This window comes from Photobacterium lipolyticum (assembly GCF_003026475.1).
GTDB lineage: Bacteria > Pseudomonadota > Gammaproteobacteria > Enterobacterales > Vibrionaceae > Photobacterium > Photobacterium lipolyticum.
The window spans coordinates 55,866-74,817 of record NZ_PYMC01000011.1; the positions used below are offsets into that span (position 1 = coordinate 55,866).

Annotated in this window: 15 protein-coding genes and 9 tRNA genes; 9 read left to right on the forward strand and 15 right to left on the reverse strand. The window is 47.4% G+C overall.

Going from position 1 to position 18,952, the window contains the following annotated elements:
- Positions 1–77 precede the first annotated feature (77 nt).
- The 14 genes from C9I89_RS15260 to lolB form a co-directional block, all read right to left on the reverse strand.
- Positions 78–162: transfer RNA gene (locus tag C9I89_RS15260), tRNA-Leu, on the reverse strand.
- 47 nt (positions 163–209) lie between these two features.
- Positions 210–284: transfer RNA gene (locus C9I89_RS15265), tRNA-Gln, on the reverse strand.
- 43 nt (positions 285–327) lie between these two features.
- Positions 328–412: transfer RNA gene (locus C9I89_RS15270), tRNA-Leu, on the reverse strand.
- A 116-nt stretch (positions 413–528) separates the two neighbouring features.
- Positions 529–613: transfer RNA gene (locus C9I89_RS15275), tRNA-Leu, on the reverse strand.
- 82 nt (positions 614–695) lie between these two features.
- A tRNA-Leu gene (locus C9I89_RS15280) sits at positions 696–782 on the reverse strand.
- Positions 783–829: 47 nt separating this feature from the next.
- Positions 830–906, reverse strand: a tRNA-Met gene (locus tag C9I89_RS15285).
- A 67-nt stretch (positions 907–973) separates the two neighbouring features.
- Positions 974–1,048, reverse strand: a tRNA-Gln gene (locus C9I89_RS15290).
- Positions 1,049–1,100: 52 nt separating this feature from the next.
- Positions 1,101–1,185: transfer RNA gene (locus tag C9I89_RS15295), tRNA-Leu, on the reverse strand.
- Between the two features lie 49 nt (positions 1,186–1,234).
- A tRNA-Met gene (locus tag C9I89_RS15300) sits at positions 1,235–1,311 on the reverse strand.
- Positions 1,312–1,618: 307 nt separating this feature from the next.
- Positions 1,619–2,710 (reverse strand): redox-regulated ATPase YchF, encoded by a 1,092-nt coding sequence (ychF, locus tag C9I89_RS22675; RefSeq protein ID WP_211315264.1) that lies wholly within the window; start codon positions 2,708–2,710, stop codon positions 1,619–1,621.
- Positions 2,711–2,731: 21 nt separating this feature from the next.
- The gene (gene pth / locus C9I89_RS22680; RefSeq protein ID WP_211315265.1) at positions 2,732–3,322 is read right to left on the reverse strand and encodes an aminoacyl-tRNA hydrolase; all 591 of its coding nucleotides are present in this window, start codon (positions 3,320–3,322) and stop codon (positions 2,732–2,734) included.
- Positions 3,323–3,602: 280 nt separating this feature from the next.
- Positions 3,603–4,550: a ribose-phosphate pyrophosphokinase gene (locus C9I89_RS15310; protein ID WP_146155074.1), complete on the reverse strand. Its 948-nt coding sequence runs from the start codon at positions 4,548–4,550 to the stop codon at positions 3,603–3,605.
- Between the two features lie 32 nt (positions 4,551–4,582).
- Positions 4,583–5,455, reverse strand: coding sequence for a 4-(cytidine 5'-diphospho)-2-C-methyl-D-erythritol kinase (gene ispE, locus C9I89_RS15315; protein WP_170107711.1), 873 nt, complete (start codon positions 5,453–5,455; stop codon positions 4,583–4,585).
- An 8-nt stretch (positions 5,456–5,463) separates the two neighbouring features.
- Positions 5,464–6,207 carry a lipoprotein insertase outer membrane protein LolB gene (gene lolB, locus C9I89_RS15320; protein ID WP_245905501.1) on the reverse strand — a complete coding sequence of 248 codons (744 nt, stop codon included), beginning with the start codon at positions 6,205–6,207 and terminating at the stop codon, positions 5,464–5,466.
- A 157-nt stretch (positions 6,208–6,364) separates the two neighbouring features.
- Between lolB and hemA the strand changes: the two genes are divergently transcribed.
- The 7 genes from hemA to C9I89_RS15355 all read left to right on the forward strand — a co-directional run bounded on the left by hemA (position 6,365) and on the right by C9I89_RS15355 (position 13,219).
- Positions 6,365–7,627 (forward strand): glutamyl-tRNA reductase, encoded by a 1,263-nt coding sequence (hemA, locus tag C9I89_RS15325; RefSeq protein ID WP_107284196.1) that lies wholly within the window; start codon positions 6,365–6,367, stop codon positions 7,625–7,627.
- Positions 7,628–7,639: 12 nt separating this feature from the next.
- Positions 7,640–8,728, forward strand: a complete 1,089-nt coding sequence (gene prfA / locus C9I89_RS15330) for a peptide chain release factor 1 (RefSeq protein ID WP_107284197.1) — start codon at positions 7,640–7,642, stop codon at positions 8,726–8,728.
- Positions 8,728–9,576 (forward strand): peptide chain release factor N(5)-glutamine methyltransferase, encoded by an 849-nt coding sequence (gene prmC / locus C9I89_RS15335; RefSeq protein WP_107284198.1) that lies wholly within the window; start codon positions 8,728–8,730, stop codon positions 9,574–9,576. The genes prfA and prmC overlap by 1 nt, the downstream gene beginning before the upstream one ends.
- Before the next feature lie 12 nt (positions 9,577–9,588).
- The gene (locus C9I89_RS15340) at positions 9,589–9,969 is read left to right on the forward strand and encodes a SirB2 family protein (RefSeq protein WP_107284199.1); all 381 of its coding nucleotides are present in this window, start codon (positions 9,589–9,591) and stop codon (positions 9,967–9,969) included.
- 3 nt (positions 9,970–9,972) lie between these two features.
- Positions 9,973–10,782, forward strand: coding sequence for a SirB1 family protein (locus C9I89_RS15345; RefSeq protein WP_107284200.1), 810 nt, complete (start codon positions 9,973–9,975; stop codon positions 10,780–10,782).
- A 19-nt stretch (positions 10,783–10,801) separates the two neighbouring features.
- Positions 10,802–11,656, forward strand: coding sequence for a 3-deoxy-8-phosphooctulonate synthase (gene kdsA / locus C9I89_RS15350; RefSeq protein ID WP_170107712.1), 855 nt, complete (start codon positions 10,802–10,804; stop codon positions 11,654–11,656).
- Positions 11,657–11,962: 306 nt separating this feature from the next.
- Positions 11,963–13,219, forward strand: coding sequence for an aromatic amino acid transport family protein (locus tag C9I89_RS15355; RefSeq protein WP_107284202.1), 1,257 nt, complete (start codon positions 11,963–11,965; stop codon positions 13,217–13,219).
- A gap of 76 nt (positions 13,220–13,295) precedes the next feature.
- Here C9I89_RS15355 and C9I89_RS15360 read toward each other — a convergent pair whose 3' ends face one another.
- On the reverse strand, positions 13,296–15,194 hold the full coding sequence (locus C9I89_RS15360) for a methyl-accepting chemotaxis protein (protein ID WP_107284203.1): 1,899 nt from the start codon (positions 15,192–15,194) through the stop codon (positions 13,296–13,298).
- Positions 15,195–15,488: 294 nt separating this feature from the next.
- On the opposite strand from C9I89_RS15360, the gene C9I89_RS15365 reads away from it, so the two are divergent.
- Complete coding sequence (locus tag C9I89_RS15365; protein ID WP_107284204.1) at positions 15,489–16,844, forward strand: Na+/H+ antiporter NhaC family protein; 1,356 nt, start codon at positions 15,489–15,491, stop codon at positions 16,842–16,844.
- A 303-nt stretch (positions 16,845–17,147) separates the two neighbouring features.
- Positions 17,148–18,821 carry a bifunctional UDP-sugar hydrolase/5'-nucleotidase UshA gene (gene ushA, locus C9I89_RS15370; protein WP_107284205.1) on the forward strand — a complete coding sequence of 558 codons (1,674 nt, stop codon included), beginning with the start codon at positions 17,148–17,150 and terminating at the stop codon, positions 18,819–18,821.
- Positions 18,822–18,952: the final 131 nt, after the last annotated feature.

Here is an 18,952-nt window from a genome sequence, read left to right on the forward strand (position 1 = left end):
AATTGGTAAAACCCAATCTGTATTTTTGTTGTTAATTATGAATAAACATAACTAACGATTCTCTTGTTAAGAGAAAATGGTGCGGAAGGAGAGACTTGAACTCTCACACCTTGCGGCGCCAGAACCTAAATCTGGTGCGTCTACCAATTCCGCCACTTCCGCGTACTTATCGTACTCAACTGAAAACAGTCAGAACGCAAAGTAAAATATGGCAGGGCTACCTGGATTCGAACCAGGGAATGGCGGCATCAAAAGCCGCTGCCTTACCGCTTGGCGATAGCCCTACAGGTATTATCTTAAAAGATAATAAATAAGTCACAGAGAGAATGGTGCGGAAGGAGAGACTTGAACTCTCACACCTTGCGGCGCCAGAACCTAAATCTGGTGCGTCTACCAATTCCGCCACTTCCGCATAATGTCCCAATCAAATAAATCGAATGGTCTTTCTCTGGAGCTTATTGTACAGATCAAAGAACTGGTAAGCTTGAACTGTATTCCACTATGATAATTCATAGTCACAAGTATAAATGGTGCGGAAGGAGAGACTTGAACTCTCACACCTTGCGGCGCCAGAACCTAAATCTGGTGCGTCTACCAATTCCGCCACTTCCGCGTATTTATACTATCTCGCTGATTAAGCCTTTCAACTTAAGTCAGGGTTATTGGCTAACACCTTAAAGGCATTAACACAAATTTGGTGCGGAGGGAGGGACTTGAACCCTCACATCCTTTCGGACACTAGCACCTGAAGCTAGCGCGTCTACCAATTCCGCCACCACCGCACATGTAGATTCACTTTACCATACTTCATTTCCATAAGGAAAGAAGATGGTGGCTACGACGGGATTCGAACCTGTGACCCCATCATTATGAGTGATGTGCTCTAACCAACTGAGCTACGTAGCCATTTTATTTATGCCGCTTAACTGTTTGCCACTTAAAAAAGAAAGCAATTAAGCCACATAATTAAATGTGGCAGGGCTACCTGGATTCGAACCAGGGGATGGCGGCATCAAAAGCCGCTGCCTTACCGCTTGGCGATAGCCCTACAGTGTTTGTTCAAAAGACATACTTAAGAACAGTTCTCTTCGCAAAGAGAATGGTGCGGAAGGAGAGACTTGAACTCTCACACCTTGCGGCGCCAGAACCTAAATCTGGTGCGTCTACCAATTCCGCCACTTCCGCATCTGGTATTTTTACATCTTGCGATGCTTCACCTCAAAGAGAGTGAAGATGGTGGCTACGACGGGATTCGAACCTGTGACCCCATCATTATGAGTGATGTGCTCTAACCAACTGAGCTACGTAGCCATCTTTTTATGTTCCGCAGGACTGTGTTTTTAGTTGACCACTGTCTTGGGAACGGGGCGCATTATGCTCATACCAGCAAAAACCGTCAACAGTTTTTTTCGATATCTAACGAAAATTTGTTTGTTCGATTGTTATTTGGACGAAATGTGTAAATGGCAAACTGAAAACCATTTTTTCAACAGGAAATTGGCAAAATTGAGAGGTGGCCATTATGCCTTTTGCCATTCAATAGATAAAAAATAAGCCAGCATTTCTGCTGGCTTATCATTATCAGACACTGAATTGCCGATATTTATACGCTTTTGCTTTATACGTTAAAGCGGAAGTGGACAACATCACCATCTTTAACGATGTAATCTTTGCCTTCAAGACGCCATTTACCTGCTTCTTTAGCACCGCTTTCACCTTTGAACTCGATGAATGCATCGTAGCCGATAACTTCTGCACGGATGAAGCCTTTTTCGAAGTCGGTGTGGATCTTACCAGCGGCTTGTGGTGCTGTCGCGCCGACAGGAATCGTCCATGCTCGTACTTCTTTCACACCTGCCGTGAAGTAGGTTTGCAGCGTCAGCAGTTCGTAACCAGAACGGATCACACGGTTAAGGCCAGGTTCTTCGATACCCATATCGGCAAGGAACTCTTCACGATCGGCATCATCAAGTTCAGCAATTTCAGACTCGATAGCGGCACAAACCGGTACGACAACCGCATTTTCTTTAGCGGCGTATTCACGAACCATCTCGAGGTATTCGTTATCTTCGAAACCATCTTCGCTGACGTTTGCGATATACATGGTTGGCTTAGCCGTCAGGAAGTGCAGGTAATCAACAGCAGCCAGCTCCTCTTTACTTAGCTCAACCGAACGAACCATGCCGCCTTCAGTTAAAGTTGGCAGTAGCTTTTCAAGAACAGCGGTTTCGAATTTAGCATCGCTATCGCCGCCTTTTGCTTTTTTCGCCTGGCGGAAGATAGCACGCTCACAAGTATCTAGATCTGCCAGTGCCAGCTCAAGATTGATAACTTCAATATCATCCAGCGGGTGTATTTTACCAGCAACGTGAACAATGTTGTCATCTTCAAAACAGCGCACAACGTGACCAATTGCGTCAGTTTCACGGATATTAGCCAGGAATTTGTTACCCAGCCCTTCCCCTTTTGATGCGCCGGCAACCAGGCCTGCGATGTCTACGAATTCCATTGTTGTTGGTAGAATTCGTTCTGGCTTAACAATCTCCGCCAGTGCATCCAAACGAAGATCTGGCACAGGTACAACGCCGGTGTTTGGTTCGATAGTACAGAACGGGAAGTTTGCTGCTTCGATACCCGCTTTGGTTAAGGCGTTGAATAGTGTGGACTTACCAACGTTTGGCAGACCCACGATACCGCATTTAAAACCCATGGTTGGAAACCCTTTTGGTGATTATTCTGCTTTGAATGAATGTAGTCGATTTTGCGCTTTGTTCAGCCCGTCTTTTAACAGTATATCCATACAACGCACTGCTTCATCAACAGCGGCATCGATATTTTCCTGCTCTTTGGCTGGCGCTTTACCTAACACAAAGCCTGTGACTTTGCTTTTGTCGCCGGGGTGTCCGATACCGACACGCAGACGATAGAATTCTTTGTTATTACCCATTTTGCTGATGATGTCACGCAGACCATTGTGACCACCGTGACCGCCGCCTTTTTTGAATTTGGCGACACCCGGAGGCAAGTCCAGTTCATCATGTGCCACTAAGATCTCTTCTGGCAGAATTTGGAAAAATTTCGCCAGCGCTGCCACAGATTTTCCTGACAGGTTCATAAAAGTGCTAGGGATCAACAAGCGAAGATCGTGGCCGTCTGTGGTGATCCGACCGGTCTGGCCGAAATATTTTGACTCTTCCCGCAGGCTGATATTGTGGGCACGAGCAAGTTCTTCAACCACCCACGCTCCCGCATTATGACGGGTTCTAGCATACTCAGGACCTGGATTGGCCAGACCTACCAATAGACGAATATTGTTACTCACGCTTGTCTCTCTAGTCATATACCAATCACATTAAAGCAGAGCCACTAAATGATCAGGTATTAAATGCGATTGGTATCAGGGCTCAAAACGCGCGATATGTTATACCAATCTGACTCAGATTGGTATGATCAGCGTAATTGTTAAAGCAACCAATAAAAAACGCCTCGCATAGCGCGAGGCGTTTGAGGTTCATCGCCTGTTCGATTTAATGCTTATCACTGTTCATCTCATGACTCTTGAGCGAAGCCGCTGCGAGCTGAAACGACGGGTTGATCAGCGATTAATGCTCGAACATTGCAGAAATAGACTCTTCGTTGCTGATGCGGCGGATTGCTTCGGCCAGCATGCCTGAAAGAGTGAGTACCGAAACGCGGCCTGTATCTACCATTTCCTGAGAAAGAGGGATTGAATCGGTTACGATAACTTCGTCAATCACTGATTCTCTGATGTTCTGAGCTGCGTTACCAGAGAAGACCGGGTGGGTTGCGTAAGCGAATACACGCTTAGCGCCACGCTCTTTAAGCGCTTCAGCAGCTTTACACAATGTACCGCCAGTATCGATCATGTCATCAACAATCACACAGTCACGGCCTTCAACGTCACCGATCAGGTGCATTACCTGAGAAACATTCGCACGTGGACGGCGTTTATCGATAATAGCGATATCGGTGTCATCAAGCAGTTTTGCGATAGCGCGTGCACGGACAACACCGCCGATGTCTGGAGATACAACCACTGGATCTTCCAGGTTCTTCGCCAGGATGTCTTCTAGAAGAACAGGGCTGCCGAAGACGTTGTCTACAGGTACATCGAAGAAGCCTTGGATTTGCTCTGCGTGCAGGTCAACGGTCAGAACGCGGTCAACACCTACGTTAGAAAGGAAATCTGCTACAACTTTAGCCGTAATAGGCACACGAGCAGAACGGACACGGCGGTCTTGGCGAGCATAACCGAAGTAAGGAATAACAGCGGTAATACGACCTGCAGAAGCACGGCGTAGCGCATCGATCATCACAACCAATTCCATTAAGTTGTCATTGGTTGGCGCACAAGTAGATTGAATAATGAATACGTCACTACCACGAACATTTTCATTAATCTGAACACACACTTCACCATCGGAAAAACGGTTAACTGTCGCGTCTCCTAGTGAAATGTATAGACGGTCAGCAATGCGTTGGGCTAGTTCTGGTGTTGCGTTACCAGCAAACAGCTTCATATCAGGCACGGTGGAAACCTCAGGTTGCGTCCAAGTTGTAGTTACTGACAATCCGTGGAAAGTGTGTTCAAGGTTGTCAATAGGGGAGATGTGTTGACACCTTTTGCGACAAATCCTTGGAGCCAGTCAGGTAATTTTTTCAGTATTGCATCGGCTTCTTGATAAGTGCTAAATTCAGCAAACACACAAGCGCCAGTGCCAGTCAATCTCGACGGCGCATATTCTAACAGCCACGAAAGCGCCTTATCAACCTCGGGGTGCAGTCTTCTGACGATTTTTTCGCAATCGTTTTCGTAAACACCCTCCAAAAGGGCCTTCAGGCTGCGTTTTTCGGTATTTCGGGGCAAATCCGGGTGGGTGAAAATATCGCCAGTGGCAATACTGACATCCGGCTTTACGATTAAGAACCATTTTTCTTCCGGCTCGGCAGGGTGTAATTGTTCGCCAATACCTTCTGCGAATGCGCTGAAACCACGGACAAAAACCGGCACATCGGCACCTAGAGTCACCCCAATGTCTGCCAATTGATCGACACTGAGTTTGGTTTGCCATAAATAATTAAGGGCAACCAGCGTGGTTGCCGCATCAGAAGAGCCGCCACCTAAGCCGCCCCCCATTGGCAGGATCTTATCAATATGAATATCGGCCCCAGCTTTAAGGTTCGCCGCTTTACGCAGGGCATCGGCAGCACGATAAATCAGATTTTCTTCGGTTGCGACGCCATCAATGGCCGGTGTCAGGTTTATTACATCTGAATCGTTAGCGGTTATGGTCAGCGTATCGCCGTGATCTAAAAACTGAAACAGCGTTTGCAGCTCGTGGTAGCCGTTCGGACGACGACCGGTGATGTAAAGAAATAAATTTAACTTAGCCGGTGCAGGCCAGCTTGTTGCACGGTTCAATATTGGGGGCATGGTGTGGCTCATTGCGGTGTTAAATCCCACTTATTGATGACGAGGGTAATATGTTGTTTGTCTTGTTTTAAAATGATGCGTTTGGGAAGCGATGGCGTCGTGGAATAGTCATATTCTTGATAATCCACCAGCCATAATTGTTGGTCAATTTGTTTGGCCAGAGAGGCGAGGCGATTTTCACCATTGAGCTGATAGGAATCAGCGTCTGTCGGCAGTCCGATCAACCAGTCACGCATTTGTTCAATGGGCAGGTTGATGCCGGTTAGATTGCGCACCAGTACTGAGGCATTCGAACCGTCATACTGTTTGCCTTCATGGGAAATCAACGTTGTTCTGGTCGGTGTCGTATCGAGCTTGAGTAAGGTTTTACCCAAAAAATTAGTCAGTAACAGGCGATCAGCCTCAGGTGCGGTTTGCCATAACAGGTTGGCACCAAAGCGCTGTTCCGGGCCTTTGTAGCCAAGTTTCCCTGTCGCTTTATAGTGGTTCAGGTGCTGAAGGGCTTGTTCATGGCTTTGCCAGTCGGTCTGAGTCTCGAGAGGTAGTTGCTGGGCGCAGCCGACGATGAGAAAAAGAATAAGTGAAATACCAATGAAGCGCCATGCACGAACATGAGAGCTTCGATCCAGAACAGATCGACCTTGAAAAAATCGAAACGAGGAGATTGCGGGCATATCAAACGATTCGCTGATTGGTTTGTCGCAAACAATATCTCTAATTGCCCAATAAGCCAAATAAAAGCGTAATTTCATAAAAATAATCACGATTGGAACAAAATAATCTCCCTTAAAATCCTACAAATGTGTGGCTATGCCATATTGATTACATCTGGCTCCTTTTATTACTGTGGGGCATCAAGTAAAATCCCGCCTTAGATCATTTCATCGGCGAAGTTGGTACACCGTCTCCATGACCCTGCTTGCATTAGGAATTAACCATAAAACGGCTTCTGTCGATCTGCGTGAAAAAGTGGCTTTTCCACCAGATAAACTGACTGAAGCGTTACAGCAGTTAGAAGCTCACCCTGAAGTGACAAGTGGCATCATTTTATCTACTTGTAACCGTACGGAAGTGTACTGCGATGTGACACAGCCAGGGCCGGGTATCATGATTGACTGGCTGACTAATTTTCATCAGCTCTCCGCTGAGGAGTTGATGCCAAGTTTATATTTTCATGAAGAACAGGCTGCGGCACGTCATCTGATGCGTGTTGCGTGCGGACTGGACTCTTTAGTACTTGGCGAGCCACAAATCCTAGGCCAGGTAAAGCAGGCTTATTCTGACTCACGAGAGCTAGAAGCTGTTCATGGCATGCTGGAGAAACTGTTCCAAAAAACGTTCACTGTTGCGAAACGTGTTCGTACTGAAACGGATATTGGCGGTAATGCGGTGTCGGTGGCTTTTGCGGCCTGCACACTTGCGAAGCAAATTTTCGAATCGCTGTCTGAAGCGACTGTGCTGTTGATTGGAGCGGGGGAAACCATTGATCTGGTTGCCCGCCATTTAGTTGAGCAGGGCTGCAATCAGTTAATTGTAGCGAACCGTAGTAAAGAGCGAGCCGCAGGTTTGGCCGATGAATTTGGCGCGGAAGTGATTGGCCTGCCCGACATTCCTGAACATTTGCACCGTGCTGACATTGTGATCAGCTCGACGGCCAGCCCGTTACCGATTGTCGGTAAAGGCATGGTGGGAAATGCGATTAAGGCCCGCCGTCATCAGCCAATGTTATTGGTTGATATTGCGGTACCGCGGGATATTGAAGCTGAGGTCGGTGATCTGAATGATGCTTATCTGTATTCAGTGGATGATCTGCATAGTATTGTTGAAAAGAACCAGGAGCAACGGAAAGTCGCCGCGATCCAGGCTGAAGCCATTGTGAGCGAGGAAAGCGCCGCCTTTATGAGTTGGTTGCGTTCACTCGAAGCCGTCGACAGTATTCGTCAGTACCGATGTTATGCCGACGAAATTAAAAATGACATGCTTAACCGTAGTTTGCAGGCGATTGCCAATGGCGTTGCGCCAGAAAAAGTACTGGCCGAGTTAAGTAACAAACTGACCAATAAACTCATTCATGCGCCAACCCGTGCGATGCAACAGGCGGCTCACAATGGTGAACCGGAAAAACTGGTTGTTATTCGTGAAAGTCTGGGCTTGGACTCGATTAAAAGTTAATTTAAAGACCCTATGAATTCATCAATTTTAGTTAAATTAGAAACCCTGGTTGAGCGTTACGAAGAAGTTCAGCATTTACTTGGCGATCCCGGCATTATCGGTGATCAAAATAAGTTCCGTGCCCTGTCTAAAGAGTATTCTCAGCTAGAAGAAATCACGTTGTGCTTCAAGGCTTATCAGCAAGCTCAAGAGGATCTTGATGCGGCGGAAGAAATGGCCAATGAAGATGATCCTGAAATGCGCGAAATGGCGCAGGAAGAAGTCAAAGAAGCCAAAGCCAGCATTCTTCGGTTAGAAGATGAACTGCAGGTATTGCTGATCCCCAAAGACCCGAACGATGAGCGTAACTGCTTTGTTGAAATTCGCGCCGGTGCAGGTGGTGATGAAGCGGGCATCTTTGCCGGTGATCTGTTCCGCATGTACAGCCGATATGCAGAGAGTCGCGGCTGGCGTATTGAAGTTATGAATGCCAATAGCTCAGAGCAGGGCGGCTATAAAGAAATGATCGCCAAAGTCAATGGCGATGGCGCATACGGTATTTTGAAATTTGAATCAGGTGGCCACCGCGTTCAGCGTGTACCTGCGACAGAATCTCAGGGTCGTGTGCATACCTCAGCCTGTACGGTTGCGGTCTTGCCTGAAGTACCAGAAGCTGAAATTCCTGAAATTAACTCGGGCGATCTGAAAATCGATACCTTCAGATCATCAGGCGCGGGTGGTCAGCACGTTAACACCACTGATTCGGCGATTCGTATTACGCACTTGCCAACCGGTATTGTTGTTGAGTGTCAGGATGAGCGTTCACAGCACAAGAACAAAGCGAAAGCGATGTCAGTACTGGCCGCACGTATCATCAAAGCGGAAGAAGAACGACGTCATGCAGCAGAAGCAAGTACCCGTCGCAACCTGTTAGGTTCGGGCGATCGTTCTGACCGTATTCGTACGTACAACTACCCGCAAGGCCGTGTTTCGGATCACCGTATTACCCTGACCCTTTACCGCTTGAATGAAGTGATGGAAGGTGATTTGGATAGCCTGATCCAACCGGTATTGCAGGAATACCAGGCCGATCAGCTAGCGGCAATGGCTGAGCAACAGTAATGTCACTCAGCATCGAAGCACTGATAAAGCAGACCGCTTTGCAACTAGCGGAGGCGGGCTCTGATAGCCCGCAGCTAGATGCGGCGGTATTGCTGTGTCATGTATTAAATAAACCCCGTAGCTACTTGCTAACCTGGCCTGAAAAAATGCTGGAAGAAGAGCAATACGCGGCATTTGATGCATTAGTGAAGCGACGCCTGACGGGTGAGCCGGTGGCTTACATTCTTGGTCAACGTGAATTTTGGTCACTGCCGCTGAAAGTCTCGCCGTCGACGCTGATCCCGCGGCCGGATACCGAGCGTCTGGTTGAACTGGCCTTGGATAAAATTCCGGCCCAACCCTGTTCGGTATTGGATTTAGGCACCGGTACCGGTGCCATTGCGCTAGCGATAGCTTCAGAGCGTGCTGATGTTCAGGTGACGGGGATTGATCTTCGCCCTGAAACGGCTGCCCTGGCAACGGAAAATAGCGAGCGGTTAACTATTCGCAATGCCCGTTTCCTCGCCGGAAGCTGGTATACCCCGTTGGCTGAAACAGCACAGTTTGCGGTTATTGTCAGTAATCCTCCCTACATTGATGAAGCTGATCCCCACTTGTCTCAGGGCGATGTGCGGTTTGAGCCGAAGAGTGCATTGGTTGCTGACGATAATGGCCTGGCTGATATTCAGATTATCAGCGAGCAAGGTCGTCAACATCTGCAACCAGGAGGCTGGTTGCTGATGGAACACGGCTTTGAGCAAGGGGAAGCGGTACGCACCATTTTACAGGAACTGGGTTATAACCTGGTCTCAACAGCACAAGATTATGCCGGGCTCGATCGAGTCACCATGGGTTGCTGGCAAGGATAGAGAGAGAGAAAGATGTACGAAGTAATGATAGATTTTCACAAGGCAGCAATCGCATTAAGTGTATTACTGTTTGTTGCCCGTTATTGCCTGATGATGGCGAATTCTCAGTTGACGGAGAAAAAATTCCTCAAAGTCACGCCACATGTGGTTGATACCGTAATGCTATTGTCTGGCATCGGACTTATTATGATGACAGGTATTATGCCTTTCACCGAAACGGGTAGCTGGCTTACCCAGAAACTAAGCTGCGTATTGGCCTATGTCGCACTGGGCTTTTTTACCCTGAAGTACGGTAAGAACAAGGTATTTAAGACCTTTGCTTTCTTCGGGGCATTAGGTTGGGTGATGGCGGCTGCAAATATTGCAGTGACAAAAACGTCATTTCTGGGGTAATTCATGTTGCCGTTTAATGATGACGAGTTGGATCAGATGGAGCTGGTGGAAGGGGCCATGGAAATCACTGCCGCTGTCGAACCGGCTTTTCCTATCGGTTGGGTTCGTATTCAGCTGAAGAAGCTCGCTCAGGAAGCAGAACATGCGTTGATGGATGAGCCAAACCCAAGACTGAGACTTGAAGGCCTGTTGCGACTATTTTATCGTGAATGGGGATTTCATGGCGATAATCAGCAATACTTCTCTTCTGAAAATGCGTTGCTGGATAAAGTGCTGCAGCGCAAGAAAGGGATCCCGGTCAGCCTTGGTGCGATTTTTCTATACTTAGCACGTCATCTGGAGTTACCGATCACCAGTGTCGGGTTTCCGACCCAGTACATTCTGAAAGTCGACTGGTACGATGGCGAACAGCAGTTTATCAACCCCTTTGATGGCGAATATATCAGTTTACGTACCTTGCGAGGATGGCTCATCGGTTATAGGGGACCGTTTACGGAACTCAAAGATGAGCATTTCGCAACGGCGGATAACAAAGATATCCTGGCTCGCTGGCTAACGGTGCTGAAAAGCGCACTATTACGCGAAGAGCATTATACCGATGCTTTGCGTTGCAGTGACTTAGCCTTATCTATCCGTCCGGACGATCCGCATGAAATCCGCGATCGTGGTTATATCTATCAGCAGTTAGATTGCAGCCATGCCGCAGCGACGGATTATACCTATTTCATCGAGCAATGCCCGGAAGATCCGGCGGCTGAATTGCTTAAGTTGCAGGTTATGGCGTTAAATGAAGAGCCTCTTACCCTGCATTAATTAAAACGAGAAGATAAACATGATGGAACAAAAAATTGTTCGTATTGGTGACATTGACGTAGCTAACGACAAGCCTTTTGTCTTGTTCGGTGGTATGAACGTACTTGAGTCTCGTGATCTGGCTATGCAGATCTGTGAGCATTACGTTGAAGTAACCAATAAATTAGGTATTCCTTACGTTTTCAAGGCTTCTTTCGATAAAGCAAATCGCTCATCGGTACATTCATACCGTGGTCCGGGTATGGATGAAGGCCTGAAAATTTTCCAGGAACTGAAAGATACCTTTGGCGTGAAGATCATCACTGACATCCACGAAATTCATCAGGCGCAACCTGTCGCTGATGTGGTTGATGTTATCCAGCTACCAGCTTTCCTGGCACGCCAGACTGATCTGGTTGAAGCGATGGCTAAAACCGGTGCGGTGATCAATGCGAAGAAACCTCAGTTTATGAGCCCGGGTCAGGTTGGTAACATTGTTGAGAAGTTTGCTGAGTGTGGCAACGACAATGTGATCTTATGTGAGCGCGGTGTCTTGCACGGCTACGATAACTTGGTTGTCGATATGCTTGGCTTTGACGTGATGAAGAAAGCCTCGAAAGGCAGCCCGATCATCTTTGACGTAACCCATGCACTGCAATGCCGTGATCCTCTGGGGGCCGCTTCCGGTGGCCGTCGTGAACAAACGATTGATCTGGCACGCTCGGGTATTGCTGCAGGTATTGCGGGTCTGTTTATGGAAGCACACCCGACACCGGATCAAGCTCGTTGTGATGGTCCATCGGCCTTCCCATTAGATAAGCTAGAGCCGTTCCTGGCGCAGATCAAACAGCTCGATGATCTGATTAAAAGCTTTGAGCACATCGATATTCAATAAGTTGATGACAGCTTAAGACTTGGACGGCTAAGTAGAGAATTCTGCTTAGCCGTTTTTTTTGAGTTGTTTCTATTTCAAACGATCCTAGTTGCTTATATAAAATATTATCAAGATAAAAAATTCGGACGATCACTCTAACTGTTGATCTATTCGTGGTGATATTAATTATTCATCAGGAAGATGTTGGATGATGCACCTATCTATAGGCTATTGGGGGAGTGAAATCTGTCACATCTGCTCTGTGAGAATTAAATTTTGTAACGGTATACTTCACCCCGAATAAATTTCGAAGAAGTTGGATGTTACGTGTCATTATATCAAGATATACCTTTAAGCAATGAGTCAGCGTCGTTATCTCGTTGGACTAGCCATGATACCAGCTGGATGCTGAGCTTATTTGGTACAGCCGTCGGGGCGGGGATTTTATTTTTACCAATTAATATTGGTGCGGGTGGATTCTGGCCGTTAGTGTTGATGGCGATACTTGCAGGTCCAATGACTTATTTTGCTCACCGTGGATTAGCACGGTTTGTTCTTTCTTCGTCTCATCCACAAGCTGACTTTACTGAAGTGGTTGAAGAGCACTTTGGTGCCTCGACCGGCCGTATTATTTCGGTTCTCTATTTTCTGTCGATTTTTCCTATCTTACTGATCTATGGCGTGGGCCTCACCAATACGGTTGATAGCTTTATCGTTAATCAGTTAGGTATGGCTTCACCGTCTCGAATACTGCTTTCTGGTGGGTTAGTCTTTAGTATGATTGCCATCATGATGGCGGGTGAAAAAGTCATGCTGAGAGCGTTTGAGATCATTGTCTACCCGTTAGCGATGATCCTAGCCGGCCTGTCTTTTTATTTGGTTCCAAACTGGCATTTACCTGAATTATCAGCTGCATTTGATGTCGGGCAGTTTACGACAACACTTTGGCTGGCGGTACCTGTTACCATCTTTGCATTCAGCCATGCCGCTGCTATTTCAAGCTTTTCGGGGGCACAGCGTCGTCATTATGGCTCATATGCCACCCCTAAAGCAGAGCAAATATTAAAGCGTACCTCGGTAATGCTGATCTCATTTGTCCTGTTCTTTGTTTTCTCGTGTGTACTGAGTTTAAGCCCTGAGCAGCTGCTGGAAGCGAAAGCGCAAAACGTATCGGTATTGTCGTATCTGGCGAATGTCCATGACAGCCAGGTTATTGTGGCATTCGGCCCATTGATCGCCTTTATTGCGATTTCATCCTCTTTCCTTGGACACTTTTTAGGGGCCCGGGAAAGTTTAAACGGCATGCTGAAAAAGCAATCTCTGTTAAGTGCTAAGAAAGCGGACTGGTTGGGTATTGTATTTATGTTCTTCAGTATTTGGGGCGCCGCAGTGTTGAACCCGAGTATTCTAGGCATGATGGAAGCCTTCTCTGGCCCTGTCATTGCGATGATTTTGTTTATCATGCCAATGATTGCGGTATATAAAGTGGGTGCGTTGAAGCGCTATCGTGGCAAGCTCAGCACATACTTTACTCTGGTGATGGGGCTGTTGGCCGTTTCAGCGATCCTGTTTAAGTTATTCTAATAACAAAGAAAAGGGAGTGCCATAATAGCACTCCCTTTTGATTCTCTATGACGGTTCTTATTCACGAACCTCGAACCTAAAGCTTAAAGCGGCTAATTTCCTGCTGCAGTTCGTGCGACAGGTTAGATAACTCAGCAGCTTGCTGTGCGGCTTCATCTGCTTCAATCGCTAATTCGTTTGAAACGTCACGCACCCCTTCGGTATTACGGGTGATCTCTGCGGTTACCGATGATTGTTCTTCTGCAGCAGAGGCGATTTGGGTTGCCATATCGCTGATATTGGTCACTGCACTGTTGATTTGTGACAAGCTTGCAGAGGCGGCATTCGCGTCGTCAACACTGGTTTCAGCCAGGTGACGGCTATCTTCCATGATCCCAACTGCACGGCCCGTGGTCTGCTGCAGAGTTTCAATCATCTGCTGAATTTCCTGGGTAGAAGCATGAGTACGCTGGCTCAGAACACGTACTTCATCAGCTACCACGGCGAAACCTCGGCCCTGTTCACCAGCGCGAGCGGCTTCGATTGCCGCATTCAGTGCCAGCAAGTTTGTCTGCTCGGCAATACCCTGAATCGTCGACAGAATGGTATTAATGCTCTGAGCGTGAGTATTCAGCTCTCCGATCACTTCCGTTGCCGTTTCAACTTCACGGGCCAGACTGGAGATAGATTGCTGGCTCTGACTTACCTGAGTGGCGCCATGTTCAGAAACGGTAACCGTTTCGCCCGATGTGCTTGCCGTGTTATCGGCATTATTGGCGATTTCCTGGGTAGCGGCCGCCATTTCATTAATCGCCGTTGCCACCATATTGATTTCATCTTGCTGATGCTGGATACGGGTGCTGCGCTCTTCTGCCTGTGAAGCCGTAATATGTGACTGCTGGTTCAGTGAGGCAGAAACTTCGCTCAGACGGGTGACCATACCGTGCATATTGCCGACAAAACGGTTGAAGTTGTGGGCTAGCTGGCCTACTTCATCATCATTGCGAGGTTCCAGACGCTGAGTCAGATCGCCTTCACCGGTTGCGATTTCGGCTAGTGCTTCAGATACGCGGCTTAAGTCACGGAATAGGAAGCTTACCAGATAGCTAACAGCAGCCACGATAAGCAGAGTAATAATGATTGAGGTGATGATCAGCTGACGAAGCAGGCTTGTATGGCCGGCTTCTTCAGTCGCACGATCCATTTCTATCCCTAATAGCCAATCGGTACCCGGGACATTAGCAAAGTAAATGAGCTTTTTTTGTCCGTTGGTCGTGATTTCATTAATACGGTTCCCCTGCTCTTTGCTGCCTTGCAGGCTGGCTTCGATACTCGACATGCTGATCTCTTTGCTATAACTGTTGATTGGTTTTAGCAGCAGAGATTGATTCGGATGGGCAAGAAAAGTGCCGTCTTGCTTATTGATCAGCATTGCATAAGCATTGTCACCAGCATCGAGGTTAATCACATCATTGATTAACTGATCGATAAGTACGTCGGCACCGACAACCCCTACCATAGTGCTGTTTTTCATCACGGGCTCTGCAATGGTAACGAGCAGGGCGTTGGTGATTGCATCGCGATATGCCGTGGTGATGATCTGTTTGCCGGCGCTTTGAGCGTCACGGTACCAAGGGCGGGTACGGGGATCATAATCGGCGCGGTTTCTTTCCGGGTGCGAGCGGTACATGCCACCTGCGGGAGTGCCCAGAAAGATGTCGTCAAAGCCACCGGCTTTTCGAGCTTGTTGTAAAAACGGTACGGGATCTGCTTCAGTGCTGTAGTCGTTGAACGCACTTGCAATGTCGCTACGGATAGAAATCCAGTCTGAAATCCCTTCAGTTGCCGCAGCAGCCAGGCTGTCGGCTCGCGAGTAAATACTGTTGCGGGTTTGGTCAAAAAGTTGATCGGCGGCTAGCCAGGTTAGTGCTGTGGCCATTACGACGACCGCAGATAAGCTGGCACCAATGAGTTTGTGCTTTAATGATAATTTCATTTTAGATCTCAGACGGCGGGATAGAAAAAGTCTTTTTTAAGCGGCGAATTCTATAGAGATTTTGAGCGATTTGCACGCGAAAGTGGCACGTGACACCCCCCTTTAAGCTATATAAATTAAAGACTTTTTATTGACGCATGTTATAGCTGGTGTCAATAAAATGTCCTTATCAAAGTGCGGCGGCATATTCCTTTGGCGTACAAACATATGGATGTTTAGACGTCTAGATGTTGACACGTATAGAGGGAAGTTTTAGTCTAGGACAAATTTTAAAATAGATGTCCTGTAGTCATCATGTCGAACACAACACAACAATTAACGATTAAGCCTTCAGCACTCGCGTTGCTGCCTTTGGGCATTTTCCTCGCCTTATTTATCGGTGTGGGGAGCTACCTCACGATGCAAGGGGTAGACTTCGCGTTCTACCAGTTACCGGCACCTGTTGCCGCTTTACCTGCGGTTCTTGTCGCGCTGTTATTAAGCAAAGAAAAGCTTAATAAAGCGATTGAGCAGTTTTTACAGGGGGTCGGTCATAGCGATATTATTGCTATGTGTATGATTTACCTGCTTGCTGGTGCGTTTGCAGCCGTTGCTAAAGCGACAGGCGGTGTTGATGCTACCGTGAACCTTGGCCTTTCTATGTTGCCCGCTAGCATGATCTTACCGGGTATCTTCGTGATTTCGGCGTTCATAGCGACAGCGATGGGAACATCAATGGGAACCATTGCTGCGGTTGCACCTGTCGCGTTAGGTATTGCGCAGGCTGCAGGGATGGATGTTGCGCTGACGGCCGGTGTCGTACTCAGTGGTGCTATGTTTGGTGACAACCTGTCTATTATCTCTGATACCACGATTGCTTCGACCCGGTCGCAAGGTTGTCAGATGCGAGATAAGTTTCGCGAGAATATCCGGATTGCTCTGCCGGCAGCACTGTTTGCGATTGCCGTTTTTGCTTTCAGCAGTGCGGTAACAGAAGTACCGGCTGCCGGTGATGTTGAGTGGCTGAAAGTATTGCCTTATATCACTATTCTGGTACTGGCCGTTTCTGGCCTGAATGTGTTTGTGGTGCTAAGCCTAGGCATTTTGCTGGCAGGTGGTGTGGGGCTGCTGTCTGCAGAAGACTATACCTTGTCATCATATGCGAAAGATATCTACGCAGGCTTTGGCAATATGCAGGAAATCTTCCTGCTGTCGATGCTGATTGGCGGTATTAGCGAGTTGATGCGTCAGCAGGGCGGCTTAGCTTACCTGACTCAGATGATCAGTCGCATTATCCGTCTGTTTAGCAAAGATCATAGTAACGAACAGAATCTACGTGCGAGTGAGCTGGGTATCGCCGGTCTGGTTGGCCTGACGAACTGTTGTACAGCGAACAATACGGTGGCCATTATCGTGTCCGGTGGTGTTGCAAGAGAATTGGCAGAAGAAAATGGTGTCACACCGCGCCGTGCAGCCAGTCTGCTGGATATCTTCTCTTGTGTCATTCAGGGCGTATTGCCGTATGGCGCACAAGCATTACTGTTGGGTTCGGTATTTGGCTTATCGCCACTGCAAGTCGTGAGCCACTCTTATTATTGTTTCTTCCTGGCTATTGCGGCGGTGGTCGCTGTGCTATTGAAACATCCGAGCCGTAAATTGGTTTGCGCTTAATGTCGGTCTATATCAATGTAACTGCTTGATTGATATTCAAGATAACTAATAATATCATCAAAAGCTCCGTACTTACGGAGCTTTTTTGTGCTTGTAATTGATGTTTGGCGTAATTGGATTTTCAGTAAAGTGATCTGATCAACAGATTGATGAAATGAACCCGCAACCCGCATTTAATTAACTTAAACTGAGGCCTGTTTGTATCTGCATTTCATAGGTCAGACTTAACTGCAACGAATGCAGGCAGTGGTGTATACCTTGGGTATAAAAAATAAATAAAAAATACATGATTAAGGTGAAAACATGAAGCAACACCTATTTACCAAAGCAGCATTAAGCGCAGCTTTACTTGCCGCGCTTTCTGGTTGTGCGAGTCAAGCTGAGAACGCCTCTCCAGCATGGGATGCGGATAAGACGTATAAAATAACGATCATTCATACCAACGATCACCATGGCCGTTTCTGGCAAAATAAAAACGGTGAATACGGGATGGCAGCACGTAAAACGCTGTTAGAACAAATTCGCACAGAGGTGGCGGCTGAAGGTGGTACATCGTTGCTTCTTTCTGGTGGTGATATTAACACCGGCGTTCCTGAATCAGATCTGCAAGATGCGGAACCTGATTTTAAAGGTATGAACATGCTGGGTTACGATGCAATGGCATTAGGTAACCATGAATTTGACAATCCGCTGGAAGTACTGCGCAAGCAGGAAGCGTGGGCCGAGTTCCCGATGCTTTCGGCCAATATTTACGATAAGACAACCGGTAAGCGCTTGTTCCAGCCGTATCAGATCTTCGAGCAGCAAGGTATTAAAATCGCCGTTATCGGTTTAACAACGGAAGATACTGCGAAAATTGGTAACCCGGAATTTATCGGTGGTATTGATTTCCGTGATCCAAAAGAAGAAGCGAAAAAGATCATCGCTGAACTGAAAGAGACAGAAAATCCGGATGTTATCATCGCAGCAACACACATGGGCCATTACGAAAATGGCAACCGTGGGGTCAATGCGCCGGGCGATGTTGCGTTAGCGCGCTACGTCACTGAAGGCGATTTGGACATGATTGTCGGCGGCCACTCGCAAGAGCCTGTCTGTATGGAAGGTCCTAACATGTCCAACAAGAGCTTCAATCCAGGTGATGCATGTCAGCCCGATCAGCAAAATGGTACCTGGATTGTTCAGGCGCATGAGTGGGGCAAATACGTGGGCCGTGCGGATTTTGAGTTCCAGAACGGTGAACTTCAGATGGTTAGCTATGATCTGATCCCGGTTAACCTGAAGAAAAAAGTGAAGATGGCTGACGGCTCCAAGAAGCGCGTATTCATTGAGGATGAAATCTCTCAGAATGAAGAAGTCTTGTCCTTCCTGACACCTTACCAGGAGAAAGGTCAGAAGCAGTTGAATATTAAGATTGCCCAGTCCAATGGTAAGCTGGAAGGTGATCGTAATGTGGTTCGTTTCCAGCAGACTAATCTGGGCCGTCTGATTGCAGCCTCACATATGCAGCGCGCTAAAGCTGACTTTGCGGTAATGAACTCTGGCGGTGTTCGTGATTCTATCGCCGATGGCAATATTACCTATAAAGATGTATTGACGGTACAGCCATTCGGAAACATCGTGACTTACACTGATATGACGGGTGCTGAAGTAACCGATTATCTGAATGTAGTCGCAACTAAGCCAGTTGATTCTGGTGCTTACGCTCAGTTCTACGGTATTTCAATGGTTGTTGAAAATGGTGCTGTTCATGATGTGAAAATTGGCGGCAAAACACTGGATCCAAAAGCGACATACCGCTTCACGATTCCGAGTTTCAACGCAGCCGGTGGTGATGGCTATCCGAAGGTTGCTGACCACCCGGGTCACGTAAATACAGGTTTTGTTGATGCTGAAGTACTGAAAGAGTTTCTTCAGGTACACAGCCCAATTGATGTAAATGCCTATGCACCAAAAGGTGAGATTGTTTACAAATAATCGGCTTATGCGTTGATTGGAAGCGGCACCCAGCGATCTGGGGGCCGTTTTTTTTCGCGGGTATAAGACAGAATCTCGCATATTGAAGTCGTTTGGGTATAGTGGTTAAACAATGTTGGTATACCACACGA